The organism is Haloarcula sp. CBA1129 (assembly GCF_008729015.1).
Classification (GTDB): Archaea; Halobacteriota; Halobacteria; order Halobacteriales; family Haloarculaceae; genus Haloarcula.
In genome coordinates, this window is sequence record NZ_RKSM01000001.1 from 2,513,418 (window position 1) to 2,539,514 (window position 26,097).

Annotated in this window: 26 protein-coding genes; 13 read left to right on the forward strand and 13 right to left on the reverse strand. The window is 63.5% G+C overall.

The features are described from left to right. The first annotated feature begins 118 nt into the window (after positions 1 to 118). The 6 genes from Har1129_RS12670 (at position 119) to glpR (ending at position 5,627) form a co-directional block, all read left to right on the forward strand. Positions 119 to 1,459 (forward strand): extracellular solute-binding protein, encoded by a 1,341-nt coding sequence (locus Har1129_RS12670; protein ID WP_151100991.1) that lies wholly within the window; start codon positions 119 to 121, stop codon positions 1,457 to 1,459. Between the two features lie 26 nt (positions 1,460 to 1,485). Further along, the gene (locus tag Har1129_RS12675; RefSeq protein ID WP_151100992.1) at positions 1,486 to 2,424 is read left to right on the forward strand and encodes a carbohydrate ABC transporter permease; all 939 of its coding nucleotides are present in this window, start codon (positions 1,486 to 1,488) and stop codon (positions 2,422 to 2,424) included. Continuing rightward, on the forward strand, positions 2,421 to 3,341 hold the full coding sequence (locus Har1129_RS12680) for a carbohydrate ABC transporter permease (protein WP_151100993.1): 921 nt from the start codon (positions 2,421 to 2,423) through the stop codon (positions 3,339 to 3,341). Before Har1129_RS12675 ends, Har1129_RS12680 begins: the two co-directional genes overlap by 4 nt. Positions 3,342 to 3,347: 6 nt before the next feature. Further along, the gene (locus Har1129_RS12685) at positions 3,348 to 4,478 is read left to right on the forward strand and encodes an ABC transporter ATP-binding protein (protein ID WP_151100994.1); all 1,131 of its coding nucleotides are present in this window, start codon (positions 3,348 to 3,350) and stop codon (positions 4,476 to 4,478) included. Between the two features lie 2 nt (positions 4,479 to 4,480). Beyond that, a complete protein-coding gene (locus tag Har1129_RS20620) occupies positions 4,481 to 4,654 on the forward strand; it encodes a hypothetical protein (RefSeq protein ID WP_191906165.1) in 174 nt (57 codons plus the stop codon). A 199-nt stretch (positions 4,655 to 4,853) separates the two neighbouring features. Beyond that, positions 4,854 to 5,627, forward strand: a complete 774-nt coding sequence (glpR, locus tag Har1129_RS12690) for an HTH-type transcriptional regulator GlpR (RefSeq protein WP_151100995.1) — start codon at positions 4,854 to 4,856, stop codon at positions 5,625 to 5,627. A 30-nt stretch (positions 5,628 to 5,657) separates the two neighbouring features. Here glpR and Har1129_RS12695 read toward each other — a convergent pair whose 3' ends face one another. From Har1129_RS12695 to truA, 3 genes are all read right to left on the reverse strand, one after another. Continuing rightward, on the reverse strand, positions 5,658 to 6,878 hold the full coding sequence (locus tag Har1129_RS12695; RefSeq protein WP_151100996.1) for a proteasome-activating nucleotidase: 1,221 nt from the start codon (positions 6,876 to 6,878) through the stop codon (positions 5,658 to 5,660). A 139-nt stretch (positions 6,879 to 7,017) separates the two neighbouring features. Then, complete coding sequence (gene pepF / locus Har1129_RS12700) at positions 7,018 to 8,808, reverse strand: oligoendopeptidase F (protein WP_151100997.1); 1,791 nt, start codon at positions 8,806 to 8,808, stop codon at positions 7,018 to 7,020. Positions 8,809 to 8,860: 52 nt separating this feature from the next. Then, the gene (gene truA / locus Har1129_RS12705; protein WP_151100998.1) at positions 8,861 to 9,688 is read right to left on the reverse strand and encodes a tRNA pseudouridine(38-40) synthase TruA; all 828 of its coding nucleotides are present in this window, start codon (positions 9,686 to 9,688) and stop codon (positions 8,861 to 8,863) included. A 95-nt stretch (positions 9,689 to 9,783) separates the two neighbouring features. Between truA and Har1129_RS12710 the strand changes: the two genes are divergently transcribed. Next, on the forward strand, positions 9,784 to 10,290 hold the full coding sequence (locus Har1129_RS12710; RefSeq protein ID WP_151100999.1) for a GNAT family N-acetyltransferase: 507 nt from the start codon (positions 9,784 to 9,786) through the stop codon (positions 10,288 to 10,290). 144 nt (positions 10,291 to 10,434) lie between these two features. Here Har1129_RS12710 and Har1129_RS12715 read toward each other — a convergent pair whose 3' ends face one another. Together Har1129_RS12715 and hisS are read right to left on the reverse strand one after the other, a co-directional pair. Next, a complete protein-coding gene (locus Har1129_RS12715; protein WP_151101000.1) occupies positions 10,435 to 10,851 on the reverse strand; it encodes an SHOCT domain-containing protein in 417 nt (138 codons plus the stop codon). Positions 10,852 to 10,912: 61 nt separating this feature from the next. Continuing rightward, positions 10,913 to 12,220, reverse strand: a complete 1,308-nt coding sequence (hisS, locus tag Har1129_RS12720) for a histidine--tRNA ligase (protein WP_151101001.1) — start codon at positions 12,218 to 12,220, stop codon at positions 10,913 to 10,915. A gap of 255 nt (positions 12,221 to 12,475) precedes the next feature. On the opposite strand from hisS, the gene Har1129_RS12725 reads away from it, so the two are divergent. Then, a complete protein-coding gene (locus Har1129_RS12725; protein WP_151101002.1) occupies positions 12,476 to 13,141 on the forward strand; it encodes an ATPase domain-containing protein in 666 nt (221 codons plus the stop codon). Positions 13,142 to 13,178: 37 nt separating this feature from the next. Here the strand turns inward: Har1129_RS12725 and Har1129_RS12730 are convergent, their stop codons facing one another. The 4 genes from Har1129_RS12730 to Har1129_RS12745 form a co-directional block, all read right to left on the reverse strand. Continuing rightward, the gene (locus tag Har1129_RS12730; protein WP_151101003.1) at positions 13,179 to 13,796 is read right to left on the reverse strand and encodes an alpha hydrolase; all 618 of its coding nucleotides are present in this window, start codon (positions 13,794 to 13,796) and stop codon (positions 13,179 to 13,181) included. Then, complete coding sequence (locus tag Har1129_RS12735; protein WP_151101004.1) at positions 13,797 to 14,141, reverse strand: DNA-binding protein; 345 nt, start codon at positions 14,139 to 14,141, stop codon at positions 13,797 to 13,799. An 87-nt stretch (positions 14,142 to 14,228) separates the two neighbouring features. Further along, complete coding sequence (locus Har1129_RS12740; RefSeq protein ID WP_053966456.1) at positions 14,229 to 14,690, reverse strand: 30S ribosomal protein S19e; 462 nt, start codon at positions 14,688 to 14,690, stop codon at positions 14,229 to 14,231. A 114-nt stretch (positions 14,691 to 14,804) separates the two neighbouring features. Continuing rightward, positions 14,805 to 15,839 (reverse strand): lysylphosphatidylglycerol synthase transmembrane domain-containing protein, encoded by a 1,035-nt coding sequence (locus Har1129_RS12745; protein WP_151101005.1) that lies wholly within the window; start codon positions 15,837 to 15,839, stop codon positions 14,805 to 14,807. A gap of 96 nt (positions 15,840 to 15,935) precedes the next feature. On the opposite strand from Har1129_RS12745, the gene thiL reads away from it, so the two are divergent. Then, on the forward strand, positions 15,936 to 16,802 hold the full coding sequence (gene thiL, locus Har1129_RS12750) for a thiamine-phosphate kinase (RefSeq protein ID WP_151101006.1): 867 nt from the start codon (positions 15,936 to 15,938) through the stop codon (positions 16,800 to 16,802). A 27-nt stretch (positions 16,803 to 16,829) separates the two neighbouring features. Here thiL and Har1129_RS12755 read toward each other — a convergent pair whose 3' ends face one another. Next, the gene (locus Har1129_RS12755; protein ID WP_151101007.1) at positions 16,830 to 18,056 is read right to left on the reverse strand and encodes a site-2 protease family protein; all 1,227 of its coding nucleotides are present in this window, start codon (positions 18,054 to 18,056) and stop codon (positions 16,830 to 16,832) included. Between the two features lie 96 nt (positions 18,057 to 18,152). Further along, positions 18,153 to 18,401 (reverse strand): hypothetical protein, encoded by a 249-nt coding sequence (locus tag Har1129_RS12760; RefSeq protein WP_004518404.1) that lies wholly within the window; start codon positions 18,399 to 18,401, stop codon positions 18,153 to 18,155. A gap of 418 nt (positions 18,402 to 18,819) precedes the next feature. Here Har1129_RS12760 and pyrH point away from each other — a divergent pair, with 418 nt between their 5' ends. Beyond that, a complete protein-coding gene (pyrH, locus tag Har1129_RS12765; protein WP_151101008.1) occupies positions 18,820 to 19,506 on the forward strand; it encodes a UMP kinase in 687 nt (228 codons plus the stop codon). Continuing rightward, the gene (lysS, locus tag Har1129_RS12770; RefSeq protein ID WP_151101009.1) at positions 19,507 to 21,144 is read left to right on the forward strand and encodes a lysine--tRNA ligase; all 1,638 of its coding nucleotides are present in this window, start codon (positions 19,507 to 19,509) and stop codon (positions 21,142 to 21,144) included. 51 nt (positions 21,145 to 21,195) lie between these two features. Here the strand turns inward: lysS and Har1129_RS20625 are convergent, their stop codons facing one another. Together Har1129_RS20625 and Har1129_RS12775 are read right to left on the reverse strand one after the other, a co-directional pair. Next, a complete protein-coding gene (locus Har1129_RS20625) occupies positions 21,196 to 21,372 on the reverse strand; it encodes a hypothetical protein (protein ID WP_191906166.1) in 177 nt (58 codons plus the stop codon). A gap of 61 nt (positions 21,373 to 21,433) precedes the next feature. Continuing rightward, entirely contained in the window at positions 21,434 to 22,330 is an 897-nt protein-coding gene (locus Har1129_RS12775; protein WP_151101010.1) for a universal stress protein, read from the reverse strand. Between the two features lie 103 nt (positions 22,331 to 22,433). On the opposite strand from Har1129_RS12775, the gene Har1129_RS12780 reads away from it, so the two are divergent. After that, complete coding sequence (locus tag Har1129_RS12780; protein WP_151101011.1) at positions 22,434 to 24,200, forward strand: site-2 protease family protein; 1,767 nt, start codon at positions 22,434 to 22,436, stop codon at positions 24,198 to 24,200. A gap of 134 nt (positions 24,201 to 24,334) precedes the next feature. Further along, entirely contained in the window at positions 24,335 to 26,074 is a 1,740-nt protein-coding gene (gene argS / locus Har1129_RS12785; RefSeq protein ID WP_127013717.1) for an arginine--tRNA ligase, read from the forward strand. The last annotated feature ends 23 nt before the right edge of the window (positions 26,075 to 26,097 follow it).

A 26,097-nucleotide genomic window follows, 5' to 3' on the forward strand; every position in this document is an offset into this window, starting at 1 on the left:
AATCGCCTACAATCTTTCAAAATAGTTCTCAGCCGCCTATTTTACTTCTTATGAGATGATTCTTCATTTTTAATTACCCCCATAATTTATAATCCATGGCTGTCTCGTGAGCGTTTGTATGCAGGAAAACTCAAAGCGCACTCGTCGAACGTTTATTAAAAGCGCCGGTGTCATCGGGACAGCAGCGCTCGCTGGCTGCAGCGGCGACTCCAATTCAAGTACGGATGGTAGCTCCGGCGGCGAGAGCTCCGACGGAGAGAGTGCAGACGGTGCCACGACCGGGACGGGCTCGGAGACAATGGCAGACGAAATCGTGTTTTACAACGCAGGGTCGTTGGAGTTCGACCCCGGAACGGAAGCCAACATCGAGCGGTTCGAGGAGGAGACGGGCATCTCCGTGGAGGTCAACGAGGTCCCGTGGAGCAACCTCAAGACCAGTCTGACGACGATTTGGCGGAACCAAGACAGCACCGTCGACGCGTTCAACGGACCGACATGGTGGCTGGCCGACTTCGTCAGCTCCGACTGGCTCGAACCGCTCGGTCTCGGGAGTGACCACATGGGGAAGTTCCCCAGCGCACTGACCGATCTCGTCCAGTTCGACGGGCAGACCTACATGGCTCCCGAGTTCGGGAAGTGGGGGAGCTACCTCTACGACCAGCAGTACCTGAACGAACAGGGCTTCGACGCGCCGCCGGACACGTGGGACGAGGTGCTTAGCCAAGGCGAGCAGCTCTCACAGGGCGAGAAGTCCGGCTTCGCGTTCACGTGGTCCGGCAAGTCGGTGTTCAGTTTCAAGCAGTTCCTCTATCAAGCAGGCGGCCAACTGTTCAACGACAGCTACGAGCCCGTGTTCGTCGAGGAGGGTATGGAAGTGCTGGAGTTCTTCAACGGACTCCGCGAGCGCGGCATCACACCTGACGGAATGTCCAGTCTGGGTGAGGGCGGTATCGGTGACAACTTCATCGCCGGCCAGTACGCGACCGTCGAGTCCTGGACGCCGCTCGGGGCACGCGCCATCGACGAATGGGACGAGAACCGCATCGGCAGTGCCAAGCCGCCGAAGGGGCCGGAGAGCCGCGCAACCTTCCAAGACACGAACGGCATCAGCGTCTCCGCGTTCTCAGAGCGCAAGGACGCGGCCAAGGAGTTCGCCCGCTTCATGACGACCCGCGCGTCGTCGAAGAACAACATGCTCGTCGAGGGGAACCCAGCTGTCGTCCCCGAGGTGTACGAAGACGACGAGGTCCAGAGCGAGTACCCGTCATGGCTGCTCGAAGATATGCGGTTCAACCTCGAAAACGCACAGAGCGAGACCTACATGGCACAGCCACAGGTCGACGACTACCTGAACGAACAGCTCACGCCGGCGCTGCTCGGGAACAAGGACCCTGAGGCAGCACTCAACGACGCCTACAACAACATCGAGCGCCTCTATCAGGATATCGGCCTGCTCTGATCGACGCGGCTCAATATTCACATATTATGTCAATCGAAAAGAGCCCACTGCGTCGCAAACTCGACAAACTGTTCGTCCCGTTAACTGTCGGGCCGACGCTGCTGTGGATCGCCGCCATAATCGTCTATCCGACTGCGAAGTTGCTTTTCAGCAGCCTCCAGTTCCGGAACCCGATAACGAACGAGATGGAGTTTGTCGGCCTGCGGAACTTCCGGCGGTTGATTTTCGCGCGTGAAGGGAGCGAGGCCGCTCTCGGCGTGTTCAACCCCAGTTTCGTTTCGATCACGACAAATACGGTCATTTACGTCGGTTTCAGCGTCTCTATTTCGTTCCTGCTGGGGCTGGGCATCGCGCTGTTGCTCGATAAGGACCTGAAAGGGCGGGGCTGGTTCCGAACGGCGGTCATCGTCCCGTGGATTCTCCCGTACGTGATGAGCGGACTGATGTGGCGCTGGATGTTCCAGTCCGATTTCGGCGCAATCAACGGCGCACTCCAACGACTCGGAATCATCTCGGGGAACATTCCGTTCCTCTCGGACGGCGCACTCGCGATGATGGCGCTTATCATCGCCGACGTCTGGGTGTTCACTCCCTTCATTATCATCATCCTGCTCGCGGGCCTCCAGAACGTCCCCGAGCAACTGTACGACGCCGCCGAAGTCGACGGCGCGAGTCGGTGGTCCCGGTTCTGGAACGTCACGTATCCGTTCCTGAAACCGTCGATACTGGTCGCACTGACCATCCGTATCATCTTCGACATCCGAGCACTGGACCTAGTCTGGGTGATGACCCAAGGCGGCCCCGGGAAGTCGACTGAAGTGTGGGCCTCGTGGCTGTACCGGACCGCACAGGTGTTCAACGAACCCGGCTCCGGCGCTGCGCTCGGAGTCGTCCTGCTGGCCGTGACCTTCGCCATCGTGGCCAGTCTGTACAAGATATTCGGCGAATCACCCTACGAAGCATGAGCACGAAGAAATCACCACTCAACCGACTGCGTCGGTCGCTGGGACTGGAGACACAGAACGAGTGGCCGTCCGTCGCCCGCGAGCGACTGCTGGCCTACGGACTGCTTGCCGCGTACGTCCTCATCATCTGGTTCCCGATCTACTACATCTTCATCACGAGCATCAAACCGTCGAGTGAAGTGTTGTCGCTACCGATCACGTTCCTTCCACAGAACCCGACGGCACAGAACTACGTCGACATCTTCACGAACCGACCGTTCGACAGCTACACCTTCAACAGCATGATTGTCGCGACGACGACGACGCTCATCTGTATCACCTTGGGGACGGTTACCGGGTACAGTTTCTCCCGCTTTGACTTCATGGGGAACAAGTCGCTGCTGCTGTCGATTGTCGGGGCGCGGATGATTCCCCCCATCGCGCTCATCGTTCCGTTCTTCCAGATTATGTCGAACCCACCGCTCATCGGCGGGTTCACCGGAAGTCTGTACGATACGCGTATCACGCTTATCCTCACGTACACGTTCTTCAACCTCCCGTTTGCCGTCTGGATCATGAAGAACTACTTCGACGGCATCCCCGAATCGTTGGACGAACAGGCCCGAATCGACGGCTGTTCCCGCTGGGAGGGGTTCGTCAAAATAATCCTGCCGATGGCGAAGCCGGGCATCGCAGCCACCGCCATCCTCGCCTTTATTTTCTCGTGGAACGAGTTCGTCTTCGCGCTCGTTCTCACGTCCTCGGAACAGGCCCAGACGCTGCCGATTGCCGTCTCGCTGTTCGTGGCTGACGACTTCGTGGACTGGGCACACCTTGCAGCCGGCGGCATGATCGCCGCGTTGCCCGGCATCCTGTTCGGCCTGTTCTTCCAGCAGTACATCGTGAGCGGACTCACACAAGGAGCAGTCAAGGAGTAACTAACTATGGCACACGTAGAACTCACCGACCTCGTAAAGGAATTCGACGACGTCACCGCAGTCGACGGCATCTCACTCGACATCCCCGACGAAAGCTTCACCGTCCTCGTCGGCCCGTCAGGATGTGGCAAGACCACGACCCTGCGCCTCATCGCGGGACTCGAACGGGCGACCGACGGCGAAATCCGCATCGGCGAGAACATCGTCAACGACGCCCGCGCGTACGAGCGCGACATCGCGATGGTGTTCCAGAACTACGCGCTGTATCCGCACAAGACGGTGCGAGACAATATGCGGTTCGGGCTGGAGCAACACGACACGGATGAGGAGATCATCACCGAACGGGTACAGGAGACCGCGGAGCTGTTACAGATCGAAGAGCTGCTGGAGCGCCGACCATCGGAACTGTCCGGCGGACAGCAACAACGGGTGGCGCTCGGCCGCGCAATCGTTCGCGACCCCGCAGTGTTCCTGATGGACGAACCGCTGTCGAATCTCGACGCGAAGCTCCGCGTCCAGATGCGCGCCGAACTGAACAAACTCCACGAGGAACTGTCGACGACGACGGTCTACGTCACCCACGACCAAGTAGAGGCGATGACGCTGGCCGACCAGATCGCGGTCATGGACAACGGCCAAATCCAGCAGGTCGGCGAACCGACACACGTGTACTCGAACCCGCGAAACATGTTCGTCGCCGGGTTCCTCGGCTCGCCAAGCATGAACTTCCTCGAAGGCACGCTCGAAGAGTCCTCTGCCGGCAAGTTCGAACTGGACCTCGGCGGCGCGATCCACAACGTCCCCGACGAGTTCACCGACGCGCTCGAACCGTATCTCGGCGACCGGGTGACGCTGGGCATCCGCCCGGAGAACATTGCACTCAATCAGGACGGCGTCCCGGCGAACGTCCACCCGGCGGCGGTGGAAGTCGTCGAACCGCAGGGCGAAAAGACCGTGCTCGAACTCGAACTCGACACCGGCCAGAGCATCAAGGCCGCGGTCGACCCGGACACGACGGTCGAGATGGGCGATTCGGTGAACCTCCGGTTCGACAGGGACTCGCTCCAGTACTTCGACCCAGCCACGGGCGAATCACTGACGTACGATGCGAAGATCGAACAGCAGGCGACAATCTGACGATGGCAACTGGAATTACCGACAGAATGACACCCGCCGGCCTGCTCGCGTTCGGAGTTGCATTCGGATTAGCAGGGCTGGCAGCAGTCAACTACGCGACCGGCGTCTACGGCGGTGCAATCGTTAGCAGTGTCGGGACGGTCGTTGCGACGCTGTTTGGCGTCTTCAGCGAATAGTATTAGGAGAGAGTTTTTCATGAACGTCTGCATACGAAGTGATATACCACTGAACGCCATCGAGCAATCTCGCAAATCACTAGACTGCGACGCCGGCCCTGAGAACGGGGCCGATTCTATCGAGAGTGATGACACCAACTAGAATACATCAGTCGGAGGCCACACTCACTCGTAGGGTCTGGGCCTGCTGTAATAGAACATGATACCTGATGAACGACGGAAGGAAATCGTTCGACAAGTAAACAAATCAGATCGGGTCACGGTCGAAGAGCTCACCGAAGAGTTCGGCGTCTCCGAGGCGACAATCCGGCGAGACCTCTCCTCGCTTGCGGAGGACGGGCTCATCGAACGGTTTCACGGCGGTGCCCTCCCGGCGTCGAAAGAAGAGGCCAACGGGTCCAGCACAGCCGATAGTATCGACAACCCGAGCGGGAAGCAGGCAATCGCTGAGCGGGCCGTCGACGAGCTGAGTGACGGCGACGCCGTCTTCTTCGATACGGGGCCGACAGCACGCGAAGTGGCGAAAGCGATCCCGGAGCAGGTGTCGCTGCTCGCCGCGACGAACTCACCGGAAAGCGCATTCGAACTTCGCAAGACCTGCGGCGAAGTCAAGGTCGTCGGCGACTCGCTGCGCCAGACATCGGACGCGCTTGTCGGACCCAGTGCCGAGTCGTACCTCCGGAAGACGAACTTCGACATCGTGTTTCTCGAAACTGACGCGGTCCAGAGCGACGGCGGCCTCTCCGTCTCGAACGAAGACGAAGCGCGCATCAAGACACTGCTCTGTGAAGGCGGTCGACACGTCATCCTAGTGGCTGACGGCAGCAAACTGGACAGTCAGAGCTTCAGAGAGTTCGCGACTGTCGACGACGTTGATATGCTCATCACAGACGTGTCGCTGAGCGACGAGATGCGGAGGGTGTTCGAACAGGCCAACGTCATCGTGGTCGACAATCTACTGGCCGTCCCGTAAGTCCTCTAAAATCGCCTTTCCGTGCCGACGCTACGCGAACGCGACCGGCACGCTACTTGCGTCGTCGTCGGCTTCGATCTTCTCTAGAGCGTCGTGGAGGTCCGACTGCTGGACCGTCGTTCGGCCGTCGCGGATGGCGAACATGCCGGCTTCGGTCGCCAGTGACGCCAGTTCCGCGCCGGAGAGGCCGTCGGTCTCGGTGGCAAACGCACCCAGATCCACGTCGTCGTCGAGGTTCATCTCCTGCGTGTGGATTTCGAGGATGCGCTCGCGGCCCGCAACGTCGGGGTTCGGGACTTCGATGAGGCGGTCGAAGCGGCCGGGACGGAGGATGGCGCGGTCGAGCATGTCGAAGCGGTTCGTCGCCGCGATGATGCGGATTTCGCCGCGCTCGTCGAAGCCGTCCATCTCCGACAGCAGTTGCATCATCGTCCGCTGGACCTCGGCGTCGCCCGAAGTCTTTGATTCCGTTCGCTTAGCCGCGATAGCGTCGATTTCGTCGATGAAGATGATAGCCGGTTCGCGCTCGGCGGCGAGTTCGAACAGGTCCCGGACCAGTCGCGCCCCCTCGCCGATGAACTTCCGGACCAGTTCGGAGCCGGCCATCTTGATGAACGTCGCGTCGGTCTCGTTGGCGACGGCCTTCGCCAGCATCGTTTTCCCGGTGCCGGGCGGCCCGTGTAGCAGGACGCCGCTCGGCGGTTCGATACCGACCTCGCGGAACTGGTCGGCGTTGACGAGCGGCTCCTCGACGGCCTCCCTGACCTCGCGGATCTGCTCTTCGAGGCCGCCGATGTCCGAGTATGAAACATCGGGCGAGCCGTCGACCTGCATCGCCTGCGCGCGAGCGTCGGTCTCTGGGTCGAGAATCTGCTTGACGCCGAAGGAGTCGTTGATCGCGACGCGGTCACCGGCCTCCAGATTGTCACGGATAGACGGCGAGACTTCGGTCAGGACTTCCTGATTGTTGCCGTGCTGTTTGACGACAACGCCGTCGTCGGTCAGCTCCTCGGCCGTCGCGATGTACAGCGACGAGGTCTTGAGCGTCTCGTTTTCCCGTTCCAACTGGTCGACCTCGTCCGTGAGGTCGTGCTGTCGGTCACGGGCGGCGTCCAGTTGCTCGGTCAGCTGTTCGTTGACCTGTACTATCTCCTTGAAATGTTCCCGGAGTGCCTCCAGACGCTCGTCAGGCGTCATATCGGGATCAAGTTCCAACCGTGGTCGTTCCGGAAGCGAGGGACTGCGCGACATTTGGATGGTCGGTACTATACGGTTGAGACACAAAGTGCCTTCGGGTCACAGGGGGTGAAAGGGTTATCCGTGTCGAGACGGGGCTGTAGCGTTCGGTTAGACAGGGGACACACAGCCAGACAGATAGCGACTGGCCAGCCTACAGCAGCTCGGCGAACTCGTCGAGGTACTCACCGTACGTCGAAAGGGCGGACTCAACCGGGTCCGGGCTGGCCATATCGACACCAGCGTCGCGAAGCAGTTCCAGTGGATACTGGCGCGACCCGCTCCGGAGGAAGTCGATGTACCGCTGTGCGGCTGGTTCGCCCTCTTCGAGGATACCATCGACGAGCGCGACGGCCGCCGAGATGCCGGTCGCATACTGGTAGACGTAAAAGGCCCGGTAGAAGTGTGGAATACGCATCCACTCGCGGGCGATGCGGTCGTCTAGCACTGCCGGCTCGTAGTAGTCGCCCTTGAGGTCGGCGTAGAGGTCGTCTAGCCGGTCCGGCGTCAGCGGCTCGCCGGCCTCTGACATCTCGTGGGTCCGGTGCTCGAACTCGGCAAACATCGTCTGCCGATAGAGAGTCGACCGGAACCGTTCGAGGTACTCGTTGAGGATGTGTCGGCGCAGGGTAGCGTCCTCGACAGTGTCCAGCAGGTGGTGGGTCAGCAGCGTCTCGTTGACGGTGCTTGCGACCTCGGCGACGAATATCTCGTAGCCGGAGTAGACGAAGGGCTGCTCCTCGCTGGTGTACTCGGAATGCATCGAGTGGCCGAGTTCGTGAGCCAGCGTGTACATCGACTCCACGTCGTCTTGGTAGTTCATCAGAATGAACGGCTGGGAGTCGTAGGTGCCACCGGAGTACGCGCCCGATTGCTTGTGCTCGGTTTCGTAGACGTCGACCCAGCGAGAGTCCAGCCCTTCAGCGAGCCGGGACTGGTAGTCCTCGCCCAGCGGGGCAACGGCCTCGGTGACGTACTCGCAGGCCTGTTCGTACTCGATTTCGGGGGATTCCTCTTGGACGAGCGGGACGTAGAGGTCCCACATACGGAGGTCGTCGGCCCCGATAGACTGGCGCTTGAGGTCGGCGTGGCGGTGCAACGTGTCGAGGTTGTCGTGGACGGTGTCGACGAGCGTATCGTACACCTCGACGGGGACGTTGGGGCCGTCAAGCGCGGCCTCGCGGGCGGTGTCGTAGTTCCGGGCGCTGGCCATCTTCACGTCCGTCTTGACGGCGTTCTTGTAGGCCGTCCCAACCGCATTTCGGACGGTCCCCCACTCGTCGTAGAAGGCCTCGTAGACGCGCTGGCGGAAGTCGCGGTCGGGGTGTTTCTGCAGCGTCGTGAAGTTGTTGAGCGTGATCGGCTGCTGGTCGCCGTCGGGGTCCTCGACGGTCGGGAACTCCATGTCGGCGTTGGCCAGCATGTTGTACACCTCGCCGGGCGCGCCGGTGACCTCGCCGAGTTCGGCAAGCAGGTTCTCTACCTCGGCCGAGCGGGTGTGGTCTTTCATCCGGAGCACGTCGTCGAAGTAGTGCTCGTACGGTTCCAGCCCCGGCTCCTCGTCGATCATGGCCTCGATGTCGTCGTAGTCCAAGTCCTGCAGTTCCGGGTCGAGGAACGAGGCGGCCGAACTGGCCTCCGAGGAGAGGGACTGCGAGCGAGCGGTCAGCGCCTGATAGGTGTCGTCGGTCGTGTCCTCGTCCCGGCGCATCCGGGCGTAGGCGGCGACGTTCGACACCGTCCGCATCAGTTCCTCGTAGGTCTCTAGTGTCTCTAGCAGGGTCGCGGCGTCCTCGGTGGCCCGCCCCTCGTAGGCGGACAGGTCCTCGATTAGCGCCTCTGCCTCCTCGTAGGCGGCTTCCCAGTCCTCGTCACTGGCATAGAGGGAGTCGAGGTCCCACTTGTACGCCTCGTCGATGTCGCTCCGTGCGGGTACCGAACTCATAGCCCGCTCTTGGAACGGGGCCGAAGTAAGCCTTCGTTTCAGCGACGGGGAACTACAGCCCGTCGGTGATGTGGCCGGCCACCCGCGCAGTTGTTCGGGCGTTCGCGCGTCGGTGCTCGAAGACCGTCCGCGCATCTGCGGCGGCGTCCTCGTCCCGGGTGAAGGTCACGTCCGGGTAGCAGACATCAGTCAGTACCAGCGGTTCGGGTGGGGCCGGTGGGACCCCGTCAGGGCCGCTTACGGGCTCCGGCGAGAGGACACGGTCGACCTTCGACAGCGGGGCCGACCCATCCGCAACAGCCGACGCAAGCGAGACGAGCCGACGGACCAGCTGGCGGCAGAATCCACCAGCCGTGAACTTGACGACGAGGAACTGCCCGTCCCGCGTCCAGTCGATATCGACGGTCCGCTCAGTGCCGGTGTCGTCGGACGTGAGATTGTGGTAGTCGTGGGTACCAGCGAGCGCGTCGACAATGTCGGCCCACCGCGTGTCGTCGACGGGGTCGCGTCCGGGCCGGTCTGTGTCCGTCGGCGCGTACAGATAGTAGGTGTATGTGCGTTCGGCGGCGTCGTGGGTCGCGTGGAAGCTGTCGGGGACATCGGCGCTGGCCCACACGCGAACGGCAGCCGGGAGTTCGCCGTTGAACGCCGTCGGTGAGAGCCACGGCGGCGCGTCGAAGGCCACGGTCTGTGACCGCGCGGACACGCCGGCGTCGGTCCGGCCGGCAGCCGCGTACCGCTCCGGCAGGCCGTCGCCCCGCTCGCAGACGCCGAGGCGGACGAGCGCCGAGCGCAGTCGCCCCTCGACAGTGTCGACATCGGGCTGGCGCTGGAACCCGTGATACGGTCGGCCGTCGTAGGCCACTCGATAGGCGCGCATACCGATTTCTCGACTGCGAGCCACTTGTCTCGCCCGAATCTCAATTGCTGGGAAGGATAGACGAACTTAGGCGTCCTGAGGACAAAGAAGGGAGTATGTCCAATGCCGCCGCGGCGGATCACGACTTCCCCCGCCCGCCCGAAACGGTCACCGACCACGACGGGCGGACGGTGACAATCGAGGACTATGACGGCGACATCGACCCACTGGTGGAGATGTATGCTGACTTCGGGCCCGATTCCCGATCACAGGGGGTCCCACCCCGGACCGAAGCGGACATCCGCGACTGGCTGCCAAACCTTGTCGAAAACGGTCTGAACGTCGTTGTCTGGCACGAAGAACAAGCCGTCGGCCACGCCGTCCTCGTTCCGTATCAGGACACCTCGGAACTGGCGATTTTCGTCCATCCGGACTACCAGCACGCCGGGATCGGCTCACAGCTCATTCGCGTACTCCTTGGCTACGGACAGGAAAACGGGCTCGACCGCGTCTGGCTCTCCGTCTCGAACACGAACCACGTCGCCCGAGCGCTGTACGAGTCGGTCGGCTTCGAGACCATCGCCAAAGAGCGCGTGGAGATGGAGATGGAGCGGGCGCTCTGACCGCAGAGATATCGCCCGACAGTCGAGAATATGTGCCACCTGCTGACGGTAACAGTGGGATAGTGTCGCAAAAATGTAGTCGCTGAGAGCGGGTCCCACCAGTCGTACCCTAACGGAGAGAAGTCAACCGCCGTTGGAGGGGGTTCATTCGGTTTCGAGATTGAGCTCACGACCGCGCTCGCTATCCACGGGTTCGTTGTTCGCCGAAAGGGACTCTGTCTCCAGCAAGCGGTCCAGTCGCTGCTCGAACTCGCTGTCCGTCAGTTCACCGCGAGCGTAGCGTTCTCTGAGATGATCAACGGGGTCCACCGTCGACTCCGGGGCCGTAGTGGTCTCGGATTCATCCAGATCGGAGTCGGTCTCCGGTGGCTCGATCATCGGTAACTTCGAACCCAACAGGGCGACGAGCGGGGCCAGAATAAACCAGCCGAGGATGATCGAAATCGGTGCAATCACATTGCCGAGACCGGCCGCACCCGAGAGCATTGCAAGACCCGTCGACAGTATCGCAATGGTCGCGACGAGCTTCCACCTCGGGAGGGCGATGGAGGGGAGCTGCATGTCGGCTACTCAACACGCTGGTCGCAAAAAGCTACTGTCGCGGGCCGCCCGCTCGGCCGTGTTACTCCGCGAAGTCCTCGAACGTCGGCCGGTCGTAGTCGCCGGGGAACGCCGAGAGCGGGACGCTGACCTGCTCACCGTCGTCCATCTCCTTGAGCGTCACCTCGTCGTTTTCCAGGTCCTGCTCGCCGACGATGACGACCGTCTCGGCGTTGATGCCGTCGGCGTAGCCCATCTGTGCGCCGAACGAGCGGTCGGCGACGTCGCTCTCGACGACGTGGCCGCGCTCGCGCAGGTCCCGGGCGATGCGGGCCGCGGTCGGGCGTGTGTCGCCGACCTGCAGGACGTAGTAGTCCGTCGACAGCTCCTCGGCGGGCCAGACGCCGGCCCGCTGACAGAGGAGTTGGAGTGTGGCGTGGCCGGGCGCAAAGCCGACGGCCGGCGTCGGCTGGCCGCCAAAGCCCTCGATGAGGTCGTCGTAGCGGCCGCCGCCGAACACCGACCGGGAGACCTCGCCCGTCGAGTCGAAGCACTCGAAGACGACGCCGGTGTAATAGTCAAGCCCGCGGGCGGTCGTCAGCGAGACGGTGAGGTGGTCGCGGACGCCGAAGTCCTCGGCCGCATCGAGCACTGCCTGAAGGTTGTCAGTTGCTGCGCGGACATCTTCGGAGCCGGTGAGGTCCGCGAGCGTATCGATCTCGGCGGCGTCAATCTGTAGCATCTCGTCGAACGTGTCGGCCTGTCCGTAGTTGAGTCCCGCGTCGACGAGGGCATCGAGGTAGTCGTCGTGGTCGACTTTTGCCCGCTTGTCGACCGCTCGGATCGCCTCGGGCACGTCCACATCAGCCCCGAAGGACTCCAGCACGCCCGCGAGGATGTCCCGGTGGGAGACGCGGATCTCGAAGTCCTCGGCCGTCAGCCCAAGGTCGGTGAGCATGTCCACGGCGACGGCCAGAATCTCGGCGTCAGCTGTCGGCTCCGCCGACCCGAAGATGTCGACGTTGGTCTGGTAGAACTCGCGGAACCGGCCCTGCTGGGGCTCCTCGTAGCGCCAGAACGGTCGCGTCGACACCCACTTGATGGGCTTTGAGAGTTCCTGTTGCTTGGCGACGAACATCCGCGCGACGGTCGGCGTCAGTTCCGGCGTCAGCGCGACCTCGCGGCCACCCTTATCCTCGAAGCTGTACAGTTCCTCGACGATCTCCTCGCCGCTCTTGTCGACATACATCTCGGTCGGCTCGATGGCCGGCGTGCCGATCTCCCGGAAGCCGTAGCGCTGTGCAACGTCTTCCAGCGTATCCATGGCCCACCGCCGAGCCTGCATCTCCTCGGGGTAGAAATCGCGAAAGCCCTTGACGGAGTCGTACATACCCGCGTCTACAGCGAGGGCGCGCTTGAACCTGTTCGTTCACGCTGACCAGAGCCGCAAACTATGGACCGGTACCGACCGGTAGAGACTCGCTAAGATGGGGTGCGCTACTACGTTTGCCAGCGATCTATCGATGACGGGCGGACGTGCCAGCAGACGCTGGCAGTACGAGGGCTAGAGACTGACTACGTGGGAAACAGCCCGTATTAGAGAGGTGACAACAAAGATTCACCCGACCGAGGGTGGCTGTATGGGATGGGCAGTGAATCGGTGGACGCACCGTGGGGTGGGACAGTGACACAGCGATTCGAGACAGGGGTTCGAGCGCTCGACCGGAAGCTCAACGGCGGCATCCCGGCCGGAAGCCTCGTCACGCTGCTCGCCGAGCCGGCGAGTCAGGCGGAGCTGTTTCTCTCCGAGTTCGTCGCCCGACAGGAGACGGTGTATCTCTCCGGCGAACAGGCACCGACGACGGTCACATCGGCGCTGCGGTCCCAGCGGGGGACCTACGACGACCTCGCTGTCAGCCAACTGGACCGCGAAGCCCCAGTCAGTGATGCGCTCGCCCACGTCGAGAGCTTGACGGCGGAGTCGCTTCTCGTCGTTGACCCGGTCGAGCCGCTTGAGCGCGCCGACACAGGGGAGTTTCGGGCCTTCCTCGAAACGCTGCAATCCAGACTCACACAGACCGACAGCGTCGCGGTTCTGTACGCGCTCAAACACAGCGCCACGCCGTCACAGCGCCACCGGACGGAGTACACGAGCGACATTGTGTTCGATCTCGAAACGGAGCGAAACGACGACGCCATCGAAAACAGGCTCTTCGTCCCGAAGGTTCGTGGCGGCCGAGCACTCACCGAACCGATTTGCCTCGACCTCACTGACCGCATCAGCGTCGACACCAGTCGGGACATCGCCTAGCCAGACAGGACGCGCCCGGGACCCGCACCACCGACGGCTACCGAAGCCCACGCACGCGGGATTGCGTGTGTTCAGGGAAGATATCGGCCACAGCGCCCTCGCCGTAGCGCTCCCGCAGGAGCGCACGGAGTTCGACCTCGTAGTCGGCCTTCGGAACGTCGGCGCTCGGGCCGCTCTCGACGACGAGCCGGTCGGCGGCCATCGCGTCGATAGCGCCGCGGCCGATACCCGCAAGCGGAGCCAAATAGTCCACGCCGAAGCGGTCCTCGACGCTCTGGGCGAGCGGCCGTTCGATGGTGGGAACCCGGTCATCGCGTCGGGTACCGTCAGCCACGGCGTCGAAAGTATCGATACCGTCGGCATTCGCGACCCAGTCACCGCGAGCGACGGTTTCGACAGCGTGCTCGTGAACCTGCTGGATACCGTTGCGGGGGTAACCATCGTCGTGCATCTGATCGACGGCGTCGTGGGCCACGTCTGGGTCCAGATCGACCGTCACGTGGTCGAAGCCGACGGCCGACGCGCTCTCCCGGGCGGGGTCGGTGTCACAGACGCCGAAGGAGCCGCTGACGAGCGTCACGTCGTAAAAAGGGTCGAGCAAGAGCGCCGCCAGCGTCGAGTCCTTGCCCCCGCTGTACAACAGGGCACAACGCATCTACCGACGCTTGATGTCGAAGCTCTTGGAGTCCGGCGTCAGCTCCGAGAGGAGTTCCTTCATCTGGTCCTCGTCGATCTGGCCCTGTACGCGGCCGCTCTGGGCGAGCGCAACGACCTGCTGTTCGATCTGTTCACCGACCTGCGGCTTCGACATCTTGACCGTGTTGAGCCGCTTGCGTGCGCCGTCAGTGAGGTTCTGCTTCAGCACGGCCTGTTTCTGGGCGTCGGCCTGCTGCTGGGCCGCCTCTTGGGCCTCGCCCTCGCCGCCTTGCTGTTCCTTGAGCTGCTCCATCTTCTTTTTGCGGAGTTCTTCGAGTTCCTCCTCGCTGGGGTCGCCACTCATAGTTGCATGAAAGTACTGGAGTCGGTCGGAAAACGATTTCGGAGCAGGAGCTACGGGCCAACTGAAAAACAGCGAAAAAGGCGTCAGTTACGCGTAGCGTTCGAGTTCCGGACGGTCGAGTTCCGTCAGGAGGTCGCCTGCAGTGTCGTCGAGGAGGCTGCGGCCCTCGCCGGTGACGCGGCGGCCGTCGTTCTCGCTGGTCTCGACGTAGCCGGCGTCTTCGAGCTGCTGGAGCGCCGTCCGGATGATGTTGCCCGAGCCCTTGGTCTTCTGGTGGGGGCGGACGCGGTAGCGGGTCGTGCCCTGTTTTGAGGTGCCGTACTCGGAGCGGAGCGCGTTGACGCCGACGGGGCCGTCGACGGCGACCTTTCGGAGGAGGCTGGCCGCGCGCCGCGCCCAGAAGTCCTCCTGCTCGGGTGGGAGTTCACGGTCGACGCCGGTCTTGGTGTACTCTGCCCAGTCCGGCGCTTCGATGTCGTCTTCGTCTGCGAGCGTCTCCGTGAGTGCCTCGATGAGTTCCTCGGGGGGAACGTCGTAGAGTGTAGCCATTGCAGATTTCTTTCCGTCGCCGTCATTTAAACGCGTCGTTCGCAGTCGGCGGGCGTGAACCGTTCACTCGCCTGTAGGGCAGCGATGCTCCCTCCAATCGAGAACCACAAGGTGTCACTCCTCGGGCGATGCGGCCCGGTCGACACTGAGCGCAGCGGCGACGCCGCCGCCGATAACCGTCGGCAACAGGTAACTTCCGACACGGTGGATCAGCACCGCCGACGTGGCGACAGCGGCCGAAATCGGAGCTGTCGAGACCAGCAGCGTTACGAGCACCGTCTCGATAGCGCCGGACCCGCCGGGGAGCGGCACGACGCTTGCGATGCTCGCGACGGGGACGACGAGCAAAACGACCTCGGCCGACACCGGCGTCCCAACGGCGTACAGCGACGTCCACAGCGACGCCGACAGACAGGCCCAGCCGAACGCTGAGAGGCCGAAGGTCTGGAGGACAGTCCGCCGGTCGGTCGCGATGCGCTCGATAGCCGAAAAGAATCCCCCGATTCGCGCCTCGATGTTTTCGGCAGACGGCGGTGACCACCGGGGAACGACGTTCGACAGCGCAGCGAGGGCCGGTACGACACCGCGAATGACCGCCGCCTGAACGCGGTCCCGGTGTCGCCAGCCAAGGACGGCGACAGTGGGGATGCCAACAGCGAGCACCGCGACAGCACCGGCGGCAAACGCCAGATTCCGGGTCAACTGGACCGCACCGGCGGCGACAAACGTGAAGCCGACGATGGCATACCCGACCGACGGCAGGAAGTGGACCGTGTCGACGGTGGCGATGGCCGCTAGCCCGGTCTCGTACTCAGTGTCGGCGGCAGTCGATATCAACAGCGCACTCAGTGGCTCGCCGCCGGCCTGCCCGAACGGCGTGACGTTGTTCGAGAACACGGCGGCGACGAACACGAGAACAGCAGTGTGTGGCGCCATCGGCGCGCCGAGCGCTTGCAGGACCGTCCACAGCGCCAGCCCCCACGCGGCGAGCCAGAGCATGGCGATGCCCGCGACGGCGAGAAGCGCCCACGGGTCCGCCGTCGTGAGCGCGTCCAGCGTCTCGCCGATGCCCACAAGCCACACTAGCCCCGCGAGGACGGCCAGTGCCGCTGTGAACCCGACGACCGTCGCCATCCGGTTCCCATCCATGTGGATTGGATTGGCGGTCTCCGGTTTCAACCCACCGACCCTGTCCTGCCGGCCGATATCCCCGAGGGTTTAGCCCCGGGGCCCCGACGGCCGGGTATGGACGAGCGGGCTGCACTCGCCGACCTCGCCGACCGGCTACCCGACGCGGGCGACGACTGCGCCGTCGTGGACGGGCAGGTCATCACGACCGACATGCTCCACGAGCGGACGGACTTCCCACCGGGGACGACCCGCTATACGGCCGGCTGGCGGGCTGTCGCCGCCTCGCTGTCAGACGTGGCCGCCATGGGAGCCGACGCGACAGCCGCGGTGGCCGCGTACGGCGCACCATCGTTTGAGGCGGATGAACTCGCGGCGTTCGTCGACGGCGCACAGGACGTGTGTCGCGCGGTCGACGCGGAGTACGTCGGCGGGGATCTGGACAGCCACGACGAGTTCACCGTCGCGACGACGGCCATCGGGTCGGCCACGGACCCGGTCCGGCGCTCGGGCGCTTCACCCGGTGACGCAGTCTGTGTCACCGGCACGCTCGGCCGGTCAGCCGCCGCCATCGAACTGTTCGACCGGGGTGATATTGGCCGGGCAAACGAGCTGTTTCAGTTCCAACCTCGCGTGCGCGAGGGTATCGCGCTCCGACCACATGCGACGGCGATGATGGATTCGAGCGACGGGCTGGCTCGCTCACTTCACCAGCTTGCCGAGGCCAGCGGCTGTGGCTTCGCTGTCGAGGAACCGCTCCCGATAGACCCGCAGGTCGACGAGCTCGCGGAGACCGAGCAGGAACGCAAAGAGTTGGGCGTCTTCTTCGGGGAGGACTTCGAGTTAGTGTGTACGCTGCCCGAATCCGACGTTTCCGCGGTCAGAGAAGCCGTTCCGTGCCCGCTCCACCGGATCGGAACGGTCACTGAAGGCGGCGTCACGCTCGACGGCGAGGCGCTGCCTGACCGAGGCTACTCACACTGAAAGCGGGTCGGCGCGACGCGGAAGCTATTAGACCGCGCTGATCTCGAACGGGACCGGCGTGAAACAGGCCAGCCCCAGCAGGAACGTGAACAGGCCAAGCAGCGTCCGCCGTCGGTCAAGCGCCGCGTCCACGGTCGGGCGGGCCGGACCGGCGTACGCAAGCCCGGTAGCGAACAGGCCCCAGAACACCCACAGCCCCCAGACGCCGAAGCCGACCGGCGGCGGGTCGCGAGTGAAATACAGGTAGCCGGCGAGTGCAAACAGCGCACCGGGAACGGCGGCAGCGATGGTTTCCTGACGCTGTCCAGCGATGGACCGCACGATGTGGCCACCGTCGAGTTGCCCCACCGGGAGCAGATTCAGGAACGTGAAGAACATCCCAGCCCAGCCTGCAAATACAATGGGGTGCACTGACTCGCCGGGGCCGATCTCAGATCCGAGCCCCAGCGCGTTCACCAGAGCGTCCAGCGCCTGAAACAGGAGTGGATAGTTGAAGGTGATGAGAACACCGGTGTCGCTGTTCGCCACGCGTTCCGGAACGGTAATCGGGTCTATCGAGAGACCGATGACCGTGACGATTGTCGTCGCGACGAGTCCGGCGAGCGGGCCGGCGACGCCGATATCGAACAGCGCCGTCCGGTCGGGGATGCGCCCGCGGATGTTGATGACCGCCCCCATCGTTCCGAGAAACGACGGGAACGGAATGAAGTACGGAAGCGTCACGTCGACGCCGTGGTAGCGGGCCGCGGCGTAGTGGCCCAGTTCGTGGATGCCGAGCACGCCGAGCATCGCGACCACGAACGGCCAAGCTTCGAACACACGAAGCGGGTCTTCGGCAACTGGGATGTAGTACCAAGCGGTCGCGCCGACGTAGAGGGTCGACGCGATGGTCGCGAAGAGAAGCCCGATGTTGAGCCACGGGATGCCGCCAGTGTCCGTGTCGGCAGGCTCAGCTACCAGTGCATATTGGTTCGGGCGCGCGTTCGACGCGCCACCGGTGGCGGCAATCGAGTCATCGACGCCCGGACCGCCGACAACAGTAGTGCCGCCGTTGCTCGCAGGGCCGAGTTCTTCGAGCCGAACGTCGTAGCCCCGCTGTCGGAACACCGGCCTGAGTTGCTCAGCGACGGCGGCTGGTGGCACTAGCGGGTCGCCGATATACCGAACGGTTCCATCTGTCCGCCGCACTGACGAGACGGAGAATACGCCGGCCAGTCGATCAGGCGACGGCGGGTCGGCGGCGGAGCCACTCATCAGCTACTCGTAAACGATGCGGGCACAAATACTCCGCGAACGATCACACCGCTGGCAGGTATGGTCAGCCGAGAACTGTACGCGGGGACCAGTCACCTACGCCGGCTCGATACGCCAAGTGGTCGCGCTCGTGTACGACCACTTTTCGACATTGATCTCGGACGCGCTGTCCTTGAGCTTGACCATCAGGGCACCGATCTCTTTTGGGGAGAGACCGACTTCATCAGCGATGAACTTGCTCTTGAAATACATCTCGCCGTCACTTGCCTTCTCTGCGAGGAACGATTTCAGTCGCTCTTCTTTGGAGGGCTCTTCCTCGCCGGAGGGCGTTGCGGTAGCGCTCATCTTTGTCACCTCACTCAATCGTAACCCCGCCGGGAGTATATAAAGGGAGGAACCTTCAGGTCACTTCGGTCACTTTCAGGACAAATCGAGCTAAAACGCATTTTTTACGACGGTTCCAGATTCTTTTAGACGTTTTACAAAGCATTCTTAGCCCATAGATAGGGTCTGGTTCCGCGGTGTTTTGAACGGTCTGTGAAAGAGAGATATCACCTTCTGGGACGCCAATAAACGGCATATTTCGCTGGTAGAGTGACAGAATCGTCAGACACGCGTCAGCACATCGGGCGCACGTCAGACGGACGGTCTCCGGGGTATGCGACCAACAGCAGAAGCTGTGGGGAACAAAAAGTCTGACTAGAGAGACAGCGATCAGTGGCCTTGACAACCCTTAAGAGTGCATCGCGGTTACGGCGGGCTAATGAAAGTCGTCGTCTCCATTGGCGGAAGCGTACTGGCCCCGGACCTCGACGCGGACCGGGTCGCCGACTACGCTGACGCCATCCAGTCGCTCGATGCACAGGGGCACACGCTTGGGACCGTCGTCGGCGGCGGACCGACCGCACGGGATTACATCGGCAGCGCCCGAGACCTCGGCGCGAACGAGATCGAACTCGACCAACTCGGCATCGCCGTCACGCGGCTGAACGGTCGGCTGCTGATCGCCGCGCTGGACGACCGCGCGGCACCCACGCCCGCCGAGAGCTACGACGAGGGCCGAGAAGCCATCCGTCGCGGGGACATCCCAGTCCTCGGTGGCATCGTCGCCGCACAGACCACCGACGCTGTGGCGGCCGCTTTTGCAGAGTATGTCGGCGCGGACCTACTCGTGTACGCCACGTCAGTCCCGGGCGTCTACGACGCCGACCCGAACGAGGACGACGACGCGACGCGGTTCGACGAACTGAGCGCGAGCGAACTCGTCGACGTTATCGCCGACATCGAGATGGACGCTGGCAGCAGCGCACCTGTCGACCTGTTGGCCGCGAAAATCATCCAGCGGTCCGGCATCCGGACGATGGTGCTCGACGGCACCGACCCCGAACGCGTCGTGCGTGCGGTCGAAGACGGTGAGTTCGACGGGTCCGAAATCCTGCCGGAGGCATAGATGGCGGAAGATCCCTACGAGGTCGGTCGCGGCGGTAGCCGAGCGTTCTGGGCCGATTCCGTCGCCGACGCTATCGAAGCGCGGGACCCGGACGAACCGGTCGTCATCAAAGGCGGCGTCTCCCCCTCGGGTGTGCCCCATATCGGCCACTTCAACGAGATAATGCGGGGCTACTACGTCGCCGAGGCGCTTCGGGACCGGGGCCACGAAGTCCGGCAGGTGTTCACCGCCGACGACAAGGACCGGCTGCGGGCGGTCCCCCGCCAGCTCGCCGACCTCGACTGGAACGTCGTCGGCCTCGGTGAGGTCGACGCCGGCGCGCTCGGCCGGAACCTCGGGAAACCGTACACCGACATCCCGGACCCCTTCGGCTGCTGTGACTCCTACGGTGCCCACTTCACGACGCTCCTGCGGAAAAGCGCCGAACTGGTCGGCGTCGACGTGGAGTTCGTCTCGAACACCGAGCTGTACGCCGACGGCGAGTTCGAACCCGTGACCCGTCGCGTGCTCGAACGCGCCGACCGGGCCCGCGACGTGCTCGCGGAGTACCAGAACAAGGTCGACGACGACTACGTCCCGTTCCTCCCCCAGTGCGAGGAGTGCGGGAAGCTCACGGAGGGCGTCACGTCGGTCGACCTCGACGCCGGCGAACTCACCTACGTCTGTGAAGACGTCGAGGCCGGCGACCAGACCATCGAGGGCTGTGGCCACGAGGGGACGGCGTCGCTCCGGGACGGAAAGCTCCCGTGGCGCTTCGAGTGGCCCGCCCAGTGGGAGATTCTGGGCGTCGACTTCGAGCCGTTCGGCAAGGACCACGCCGAGGGCTCCTGGCCCTCTGGCGAGGACGTGGCCGAGAACGTACTGGACATCCAGCCGCCGGTCCCGATGGTGTACGAGTGGTTCACGCTCGACGGCGAACCGCTCTCCTCTTCTTCCGGGAACGTCATCACCGTCGACGAGGTGCTTGATATCCTCGAACCGGAGGTGTTCAAGTACTTCTTCGTGAAGGACCCGCGGAAACAGCGGGACTTCTCCATCGAGAACGTCGACCAGCTCGTCGACGAGTTCGACCGGTTCGAGCGACGCTACTTCGGTGAGGCAGACGGGAGCAAAGACGAGATGGAACTCGCAGAGCGGGCCTACCCGATGGTCGTGGACGAACCGCGCGAACAGCGGGTTCGGATTCCCTACACGTTCGCGGCAGTCCTTGGCATGACCGACGACCCCGAGCTCCGGGAAGAAATCGCCCGCAGGGAAGGGCACATTCCCGACGACGCACCGGAGTGGGCCGTCGAGGGGGCGCTCGCCCGCGTCGAGCGCGCCCAAGAGTGGGCCAGTCTGACAAACAATGAGTTCAACTATGAGCTCAAGCGCGCCGAGATCCCCGACGTGTCCTTCGACGACGCGACGGCGGCCGCGCTGGACGAACTCGCCGATTTCATCGCAGAGGGCCACGACGGCGAGGCGATTCAGGCCGAGATCTACGAGACGGCGAAACGCAACGACATCGACATCGGCGAGTTCTTCTCGGCCGGCTACCGGCTCCTGTTCGACGACACCGAAGGCCCCCAGCTCGGGACGTTCGTCGCGAAACTTGACCGAGAGTTCGTCGTGGAGCGCTTCCGTCGGAACGAGTAGCCGGGGTAGGAAGTCCCTACCTGTCCGTAGCAGCCTGTTGGAAGAGCAGCTTCATGGCGACTGTTCCTGCGTCTCGGCCCGCTCAAATATGGGCCCGAGGCGCTCGTCGTAGCAGTCCTGACAGACGTACACGTCGATGACGCCCGTCTCGCTATGAGTGTGAATCATCGCGTGAACCGTAGCGTCGAACGGAACCGTCTCGCCACAGATACCACAGGTTTCTGGCATTGCCGGACACTTGTTTGCGATACGTTCTCACAGAACATAGAACGGGTGGTTCGTACACCTATCAGGTCGGCCGGGGCGTCACTAGCACGGGCACATCGATAGTTCGGAGCAATTGCGAGGTGACGCTGCCGAGCAACTGGCGTTTCAGGTTCGAACGGCCGTGGGAACCCATGACGACGAGATCGATGTCGTGGGTAGCGGCATACTCGCGAATCCCGGCAGCGACGCCGTTGAGCGTGTCTGCTCGTGTCACTGCCGTTTCAACCGATGAGTCTGGGGCCGACGTCTGGAAGGCGTCAGCAGTTGCTGCGACGGCGTCACGCCCGTTGTCCTCCAGTCGTTCGATGAACGTCTCGTTCAGCCCACCGGCGTTGAACGCCCCGCCAGCTGCCTGAATATCCACGACGTTGAGGACGTGTACTGTGGCGTCGTAACAGTCTGCAACCGCCGCGCCGTGTCGTGTCGCCGTGTTGGCGTTCTCGCTACCATCAGTCGGAACGAGTATCCGCGAGTAATCGAATCCGTTCGTTCCTGTCCCCTCCGCTCCCGGAACGACGAGCACAGGTACTGCAGTTCGATGCAGGACCTGCTCGGTGATGCCGCCGAGGAGTCGCTTCCCGAGACCGGTCATCCCCTGTCGGCCGAGGACGATGAGCCCTGCATCGGTTTCGCGAGCGTACTCGTCTATCCGCGCGCTCGGTTTCCCTTCCAGCAACTCTGTCGTGACGGACTGGCCGATATCGGCAGCGAGTGACTCGATGTCCGCGAGGACAGACTCGCCGTGTTCCCGGAGGTGTCCGCTCTCGCGGTCCGTTCGGGTGAGTGAGAGTGCGCGCTGTTCGACGACGTGGACTGCCTCGGCAGTCGCGTCGAAGTCCTTTGCCAGTGCGAGACCGCGCCGTGCGGCCGCCGTGGATTCGTCGCTTCCGTCGACGGGAATGAGAATGTGGTCGTACATTGTGTGGCTGTTTGCGACGCGGTCACTTCACCGTTGGCTGCTATGTGCCAGCAGTGTGTCCCAAACCAAACCCTCTTGATTGGCTAAACCCATTTTCTGATAAATGGTGAGTACGCTGACGTGGGTCCTCGCGGGCCTTGTCGCTTACACCCTCCTCGCGATGGCGCTACGGACCCGCGGCGTTATCCCCGAATATATCCGGTTTAGCGGCCCGATTACGACGATTCACACACAGAAGGGCAAGGCGGTGCTCGACTGGCTCGCACGGCCAAAGCGGTTCTGGCGAGCCTGGGGGAACCTCGGCGTCGGGTTCGGTCTCGTGGTGATGGTCGGCTCGTTCCTCCTCGTTGCGCTCGGTGCCTACCAAGCGCTCGTCAATCCCCAGCCTTCCGCACTGAACGAACCGCGGAACGCGCTGGCGATTCCCGGCGTCAACGACTTCCTCCCCCTGTCGGTCGCGCCCGAAATCGTACTCGGGTTGTTACTCGGCCTCATCGTCCACGAGGGCGGGCACGGACTGTTCTGTCGCGTCGAGGACATCGACATCGAGTCGATGGGGCTTGCCCTGCTGGCGATTATCCCGATTGGGGCATTCGTCGAACCCGACGAAGACGAACTCCTGCGGTCCGACCGCGGCGCGCAGGCCCGGATGTACACGGCCGGCGTGACCAACAACTTCGCGCTGGCGATCATCACGCTGCTGTTGCTGTTCGGGCCGGTCGCCGGTGCTGTCGCCGTCGTCGACGGCGTTCCGGTCGGGAGCCCAGTCAACGGGACGCCTGCGGCCGAGGCGGGTATCGTCTCTGGCGATGTCATCACGGCGGTCGACGGCCAGTCCGTCGAGAACCAGCAGGAACTCGAAGCGGTGCTCGCCGAGAGTGATGCTCAGACTGTCGAGGTGGCACGGAAGGACGCAGAGACCGTCACCGTCGAGCGGTCCGTCGTCGTCTCGGCGGCCCTCCAGAGCGCACCACTTGGCACCGGCGAGACGATTGTCTCCGTCAACGGGACTGCCGTAGCTACCAGCAGTGAGTTCGAACAGACGGCCAGCGAGCATCCCGTCGCGACGCTCGAAACCGAGTCCGGGGAGACAGTCACGACCCCGCTCGGTGCATACGTCTTGGTCGCGGAGGACGGCCCGCTCGCAGCAGAGGGGGCACCAGACGGCGACGGCATGATAATCACCGAAGTCAACGGCGAGCGAACGCACAGCGGGACCGCGCTGATGCAGGCGCTTGAGGGTGGCGAACCCGGTGACCGCGTGACTCTCATCGGCTACGTCGACGGCTCCCGCGAGACCTACGAGGTGACGATGGCCGAGAGCGAACAGGTGGACAACGGCATCATCGGCGTCAGTATCCAGCAGGGCATCAGCGGCATTCAAGTCAGTGACTTCGGCATCGACGCCTACCCCGCCGCCGCGTTCCTCGAATTCCTCGGCGGATCGCCAGACACGCCCACGTCAGTCTCTGAGTTCTCGTTTGCGCAACGGATTTTCAGCACGCTCTTGCTCCCGTTCATCGGCGTCGCCGGTGGCTTTGGCTACAACTTCGCCGGCTTCACCGGAATCGCGACGAACTTCTACACTGTGCAGGGCCCGCTCGGCGCACTCGGAACGACGCCGGTGTTCCTGCTCGCGAACGTCCTGTTCTGGACCGGCTGGATCAACCTCGTCATCGGCCAGTTCAACCTCATCCCGACGTTCCCGCTCGACGGCGGCCACATTCTTCGGGCGTCGACCGAGTCGTTCGTCTCGCGGCTACCGGTCTCGGACGGCCGGCGGGTGACGACAGCCGTCTCCATCGCCATCACGGTCTCGATGATCGGCGGCCTCCTGTTGATGGTGTTCGGGCCGCGGCTGCTGACCTGAGACGGACTGATATCACTGTTTCGCCCGACGACCGCCCGGCTCGCGGCGGTCGACGTGGACACGACGTACAGGAGTCCGTCTGACACGGCCGGGGTTTCGTTACCCATTTACTCCCCGCCGCGAAAGCCCGGCGTATGTTCCTGCAGCTCCGTGCGGAGGTCGAGGACGCCCTCGCCGACGCACTCACAGCCCTCGACCTGCCGGCCGAGGACCTCGGTATCGAGGAACCTCCGGAGGACGTCGACGCCGTGCTCGCATCGAGCGTCGCCTTCCGGCTGGCCGGCGAGGTCGGTACCGCGCCGCCGAACGTCGCCGGTGACATCGCCGACGCGATTGACGCCGACGAGCTCACCTACGTCCGCGACGCGACGACACAGGGGCCCTACGTCAACTTCCTCCCGAGCGAGGCGTATTTCGCCGAGACCCTGCAGTCAGTCACGGACGACACGTTCGGCCGACTCCCCGACCGCGACACGAGCGTGGTCGTCGAACACACCTCCGCGAACCCGACCGGACCGGTCCACGTCGGGCGAGCGCGCAACCCCATTATCGGCGATGCTGTCGCCCGTGTCCTCGATTACGCCGGCTACGACGTGGACCGCCATTACTACGTCAACGACGCAGGCCGCCAGATTGCGGTGTTCACTTGGGCCTACGAAACCTTCGACGAGGCCGACCTGCCCGAACCCGAGCGCGAGTCCCCGGAGTACGAGATGGTCCGGTACTACCGCAAGGGCAACACCGTTCTCGAAGAGGGCGACCCCGAGGAAGTCGAGGACGCTGAGGCCGAAGTCCAGTCGATTCTGCAGGGCCTCGAAGACGGCGACGAGGAGACCTACGAGCGGGTCGCTGAAGTGGTCGACACCGTCCTCGGTGGGATGCAGACCACGCTCGAACGCCTCCCAGCCGAGTTCGACGAGTTCGTCAAGGAGACGCGGTTCATGCGCAACGGCGACACAGACGACTTAGTCGACCGGCTGAAGGAACTCGACTGCGCTGTCTACGAGGAAGACGCTTGGCAGTTGGATCTGCCCGACTTCGAGAAGAACCTCGTCTTCCTGCGTTCGGACGGCACGTCGCTGTACACCACCCGGGATCTGGCCCACCACGAGTGGAAGTTCGACACCTACGACCGCGCCGTCACGGTGCTGGGCGAGGACCACAAGCTCCAAGCCGACCAGCTCGACGCCGCGCTGGGCCTGCTCGGCAACGACACCGACCAGCTCCGGCAGGTGTTTTACTCTTGGGTGAACCTCCCCGAAGGTGGGATGAGTACACGCGAGGGGACCGGTATCGACCTCGACGACCTGCTCGACGAAGCCATCGACCGCGCGCGTGAGGAGGTCGAATCCCGACTTGACGACCGGACCCGCGGCGACCTCGACGAGGACGACATCGACCGCATCGCGCGCCAAGTCGGCATCGGCGCGGTCCGCTACGACATCGTCTCGAAACAGCCGACCAAGGGCATCACCTTCGAGTGGGACCGCGCGCTGGACTTCGAGGCGCAGTCTGCCCCGTACGTCCAGTACGTCCATGCGCGCTGCTGTGGCATCCTGAACGACGTGGAAGCCGACATCCCCGACGAACCCGACCTCGACCCGCTGTCGGAACCGGAAGAGCGCGCGCTGCTCCGCGAACTGGCCCGGTTCCCCGCGGTCATCGAGGCAGCCGCGGATGATTTGACGCCACACACCGTCGCGACCTACACCCGCGACCTCGCCGAGACGTTCAACGCCTTCTACCGGGAGTGTCCGGTTCTCGACGCTGACGACGAGACCCGCGCGGCACGGCTGGCGCTCGTCGATGGGACCCGGACCGCGATTGCGAACGCGCTCGACGCGCTAGGTGTCGAAGCGCCGACCTCGATGTAGGTTCGGGGTATGACAGGCTGTCG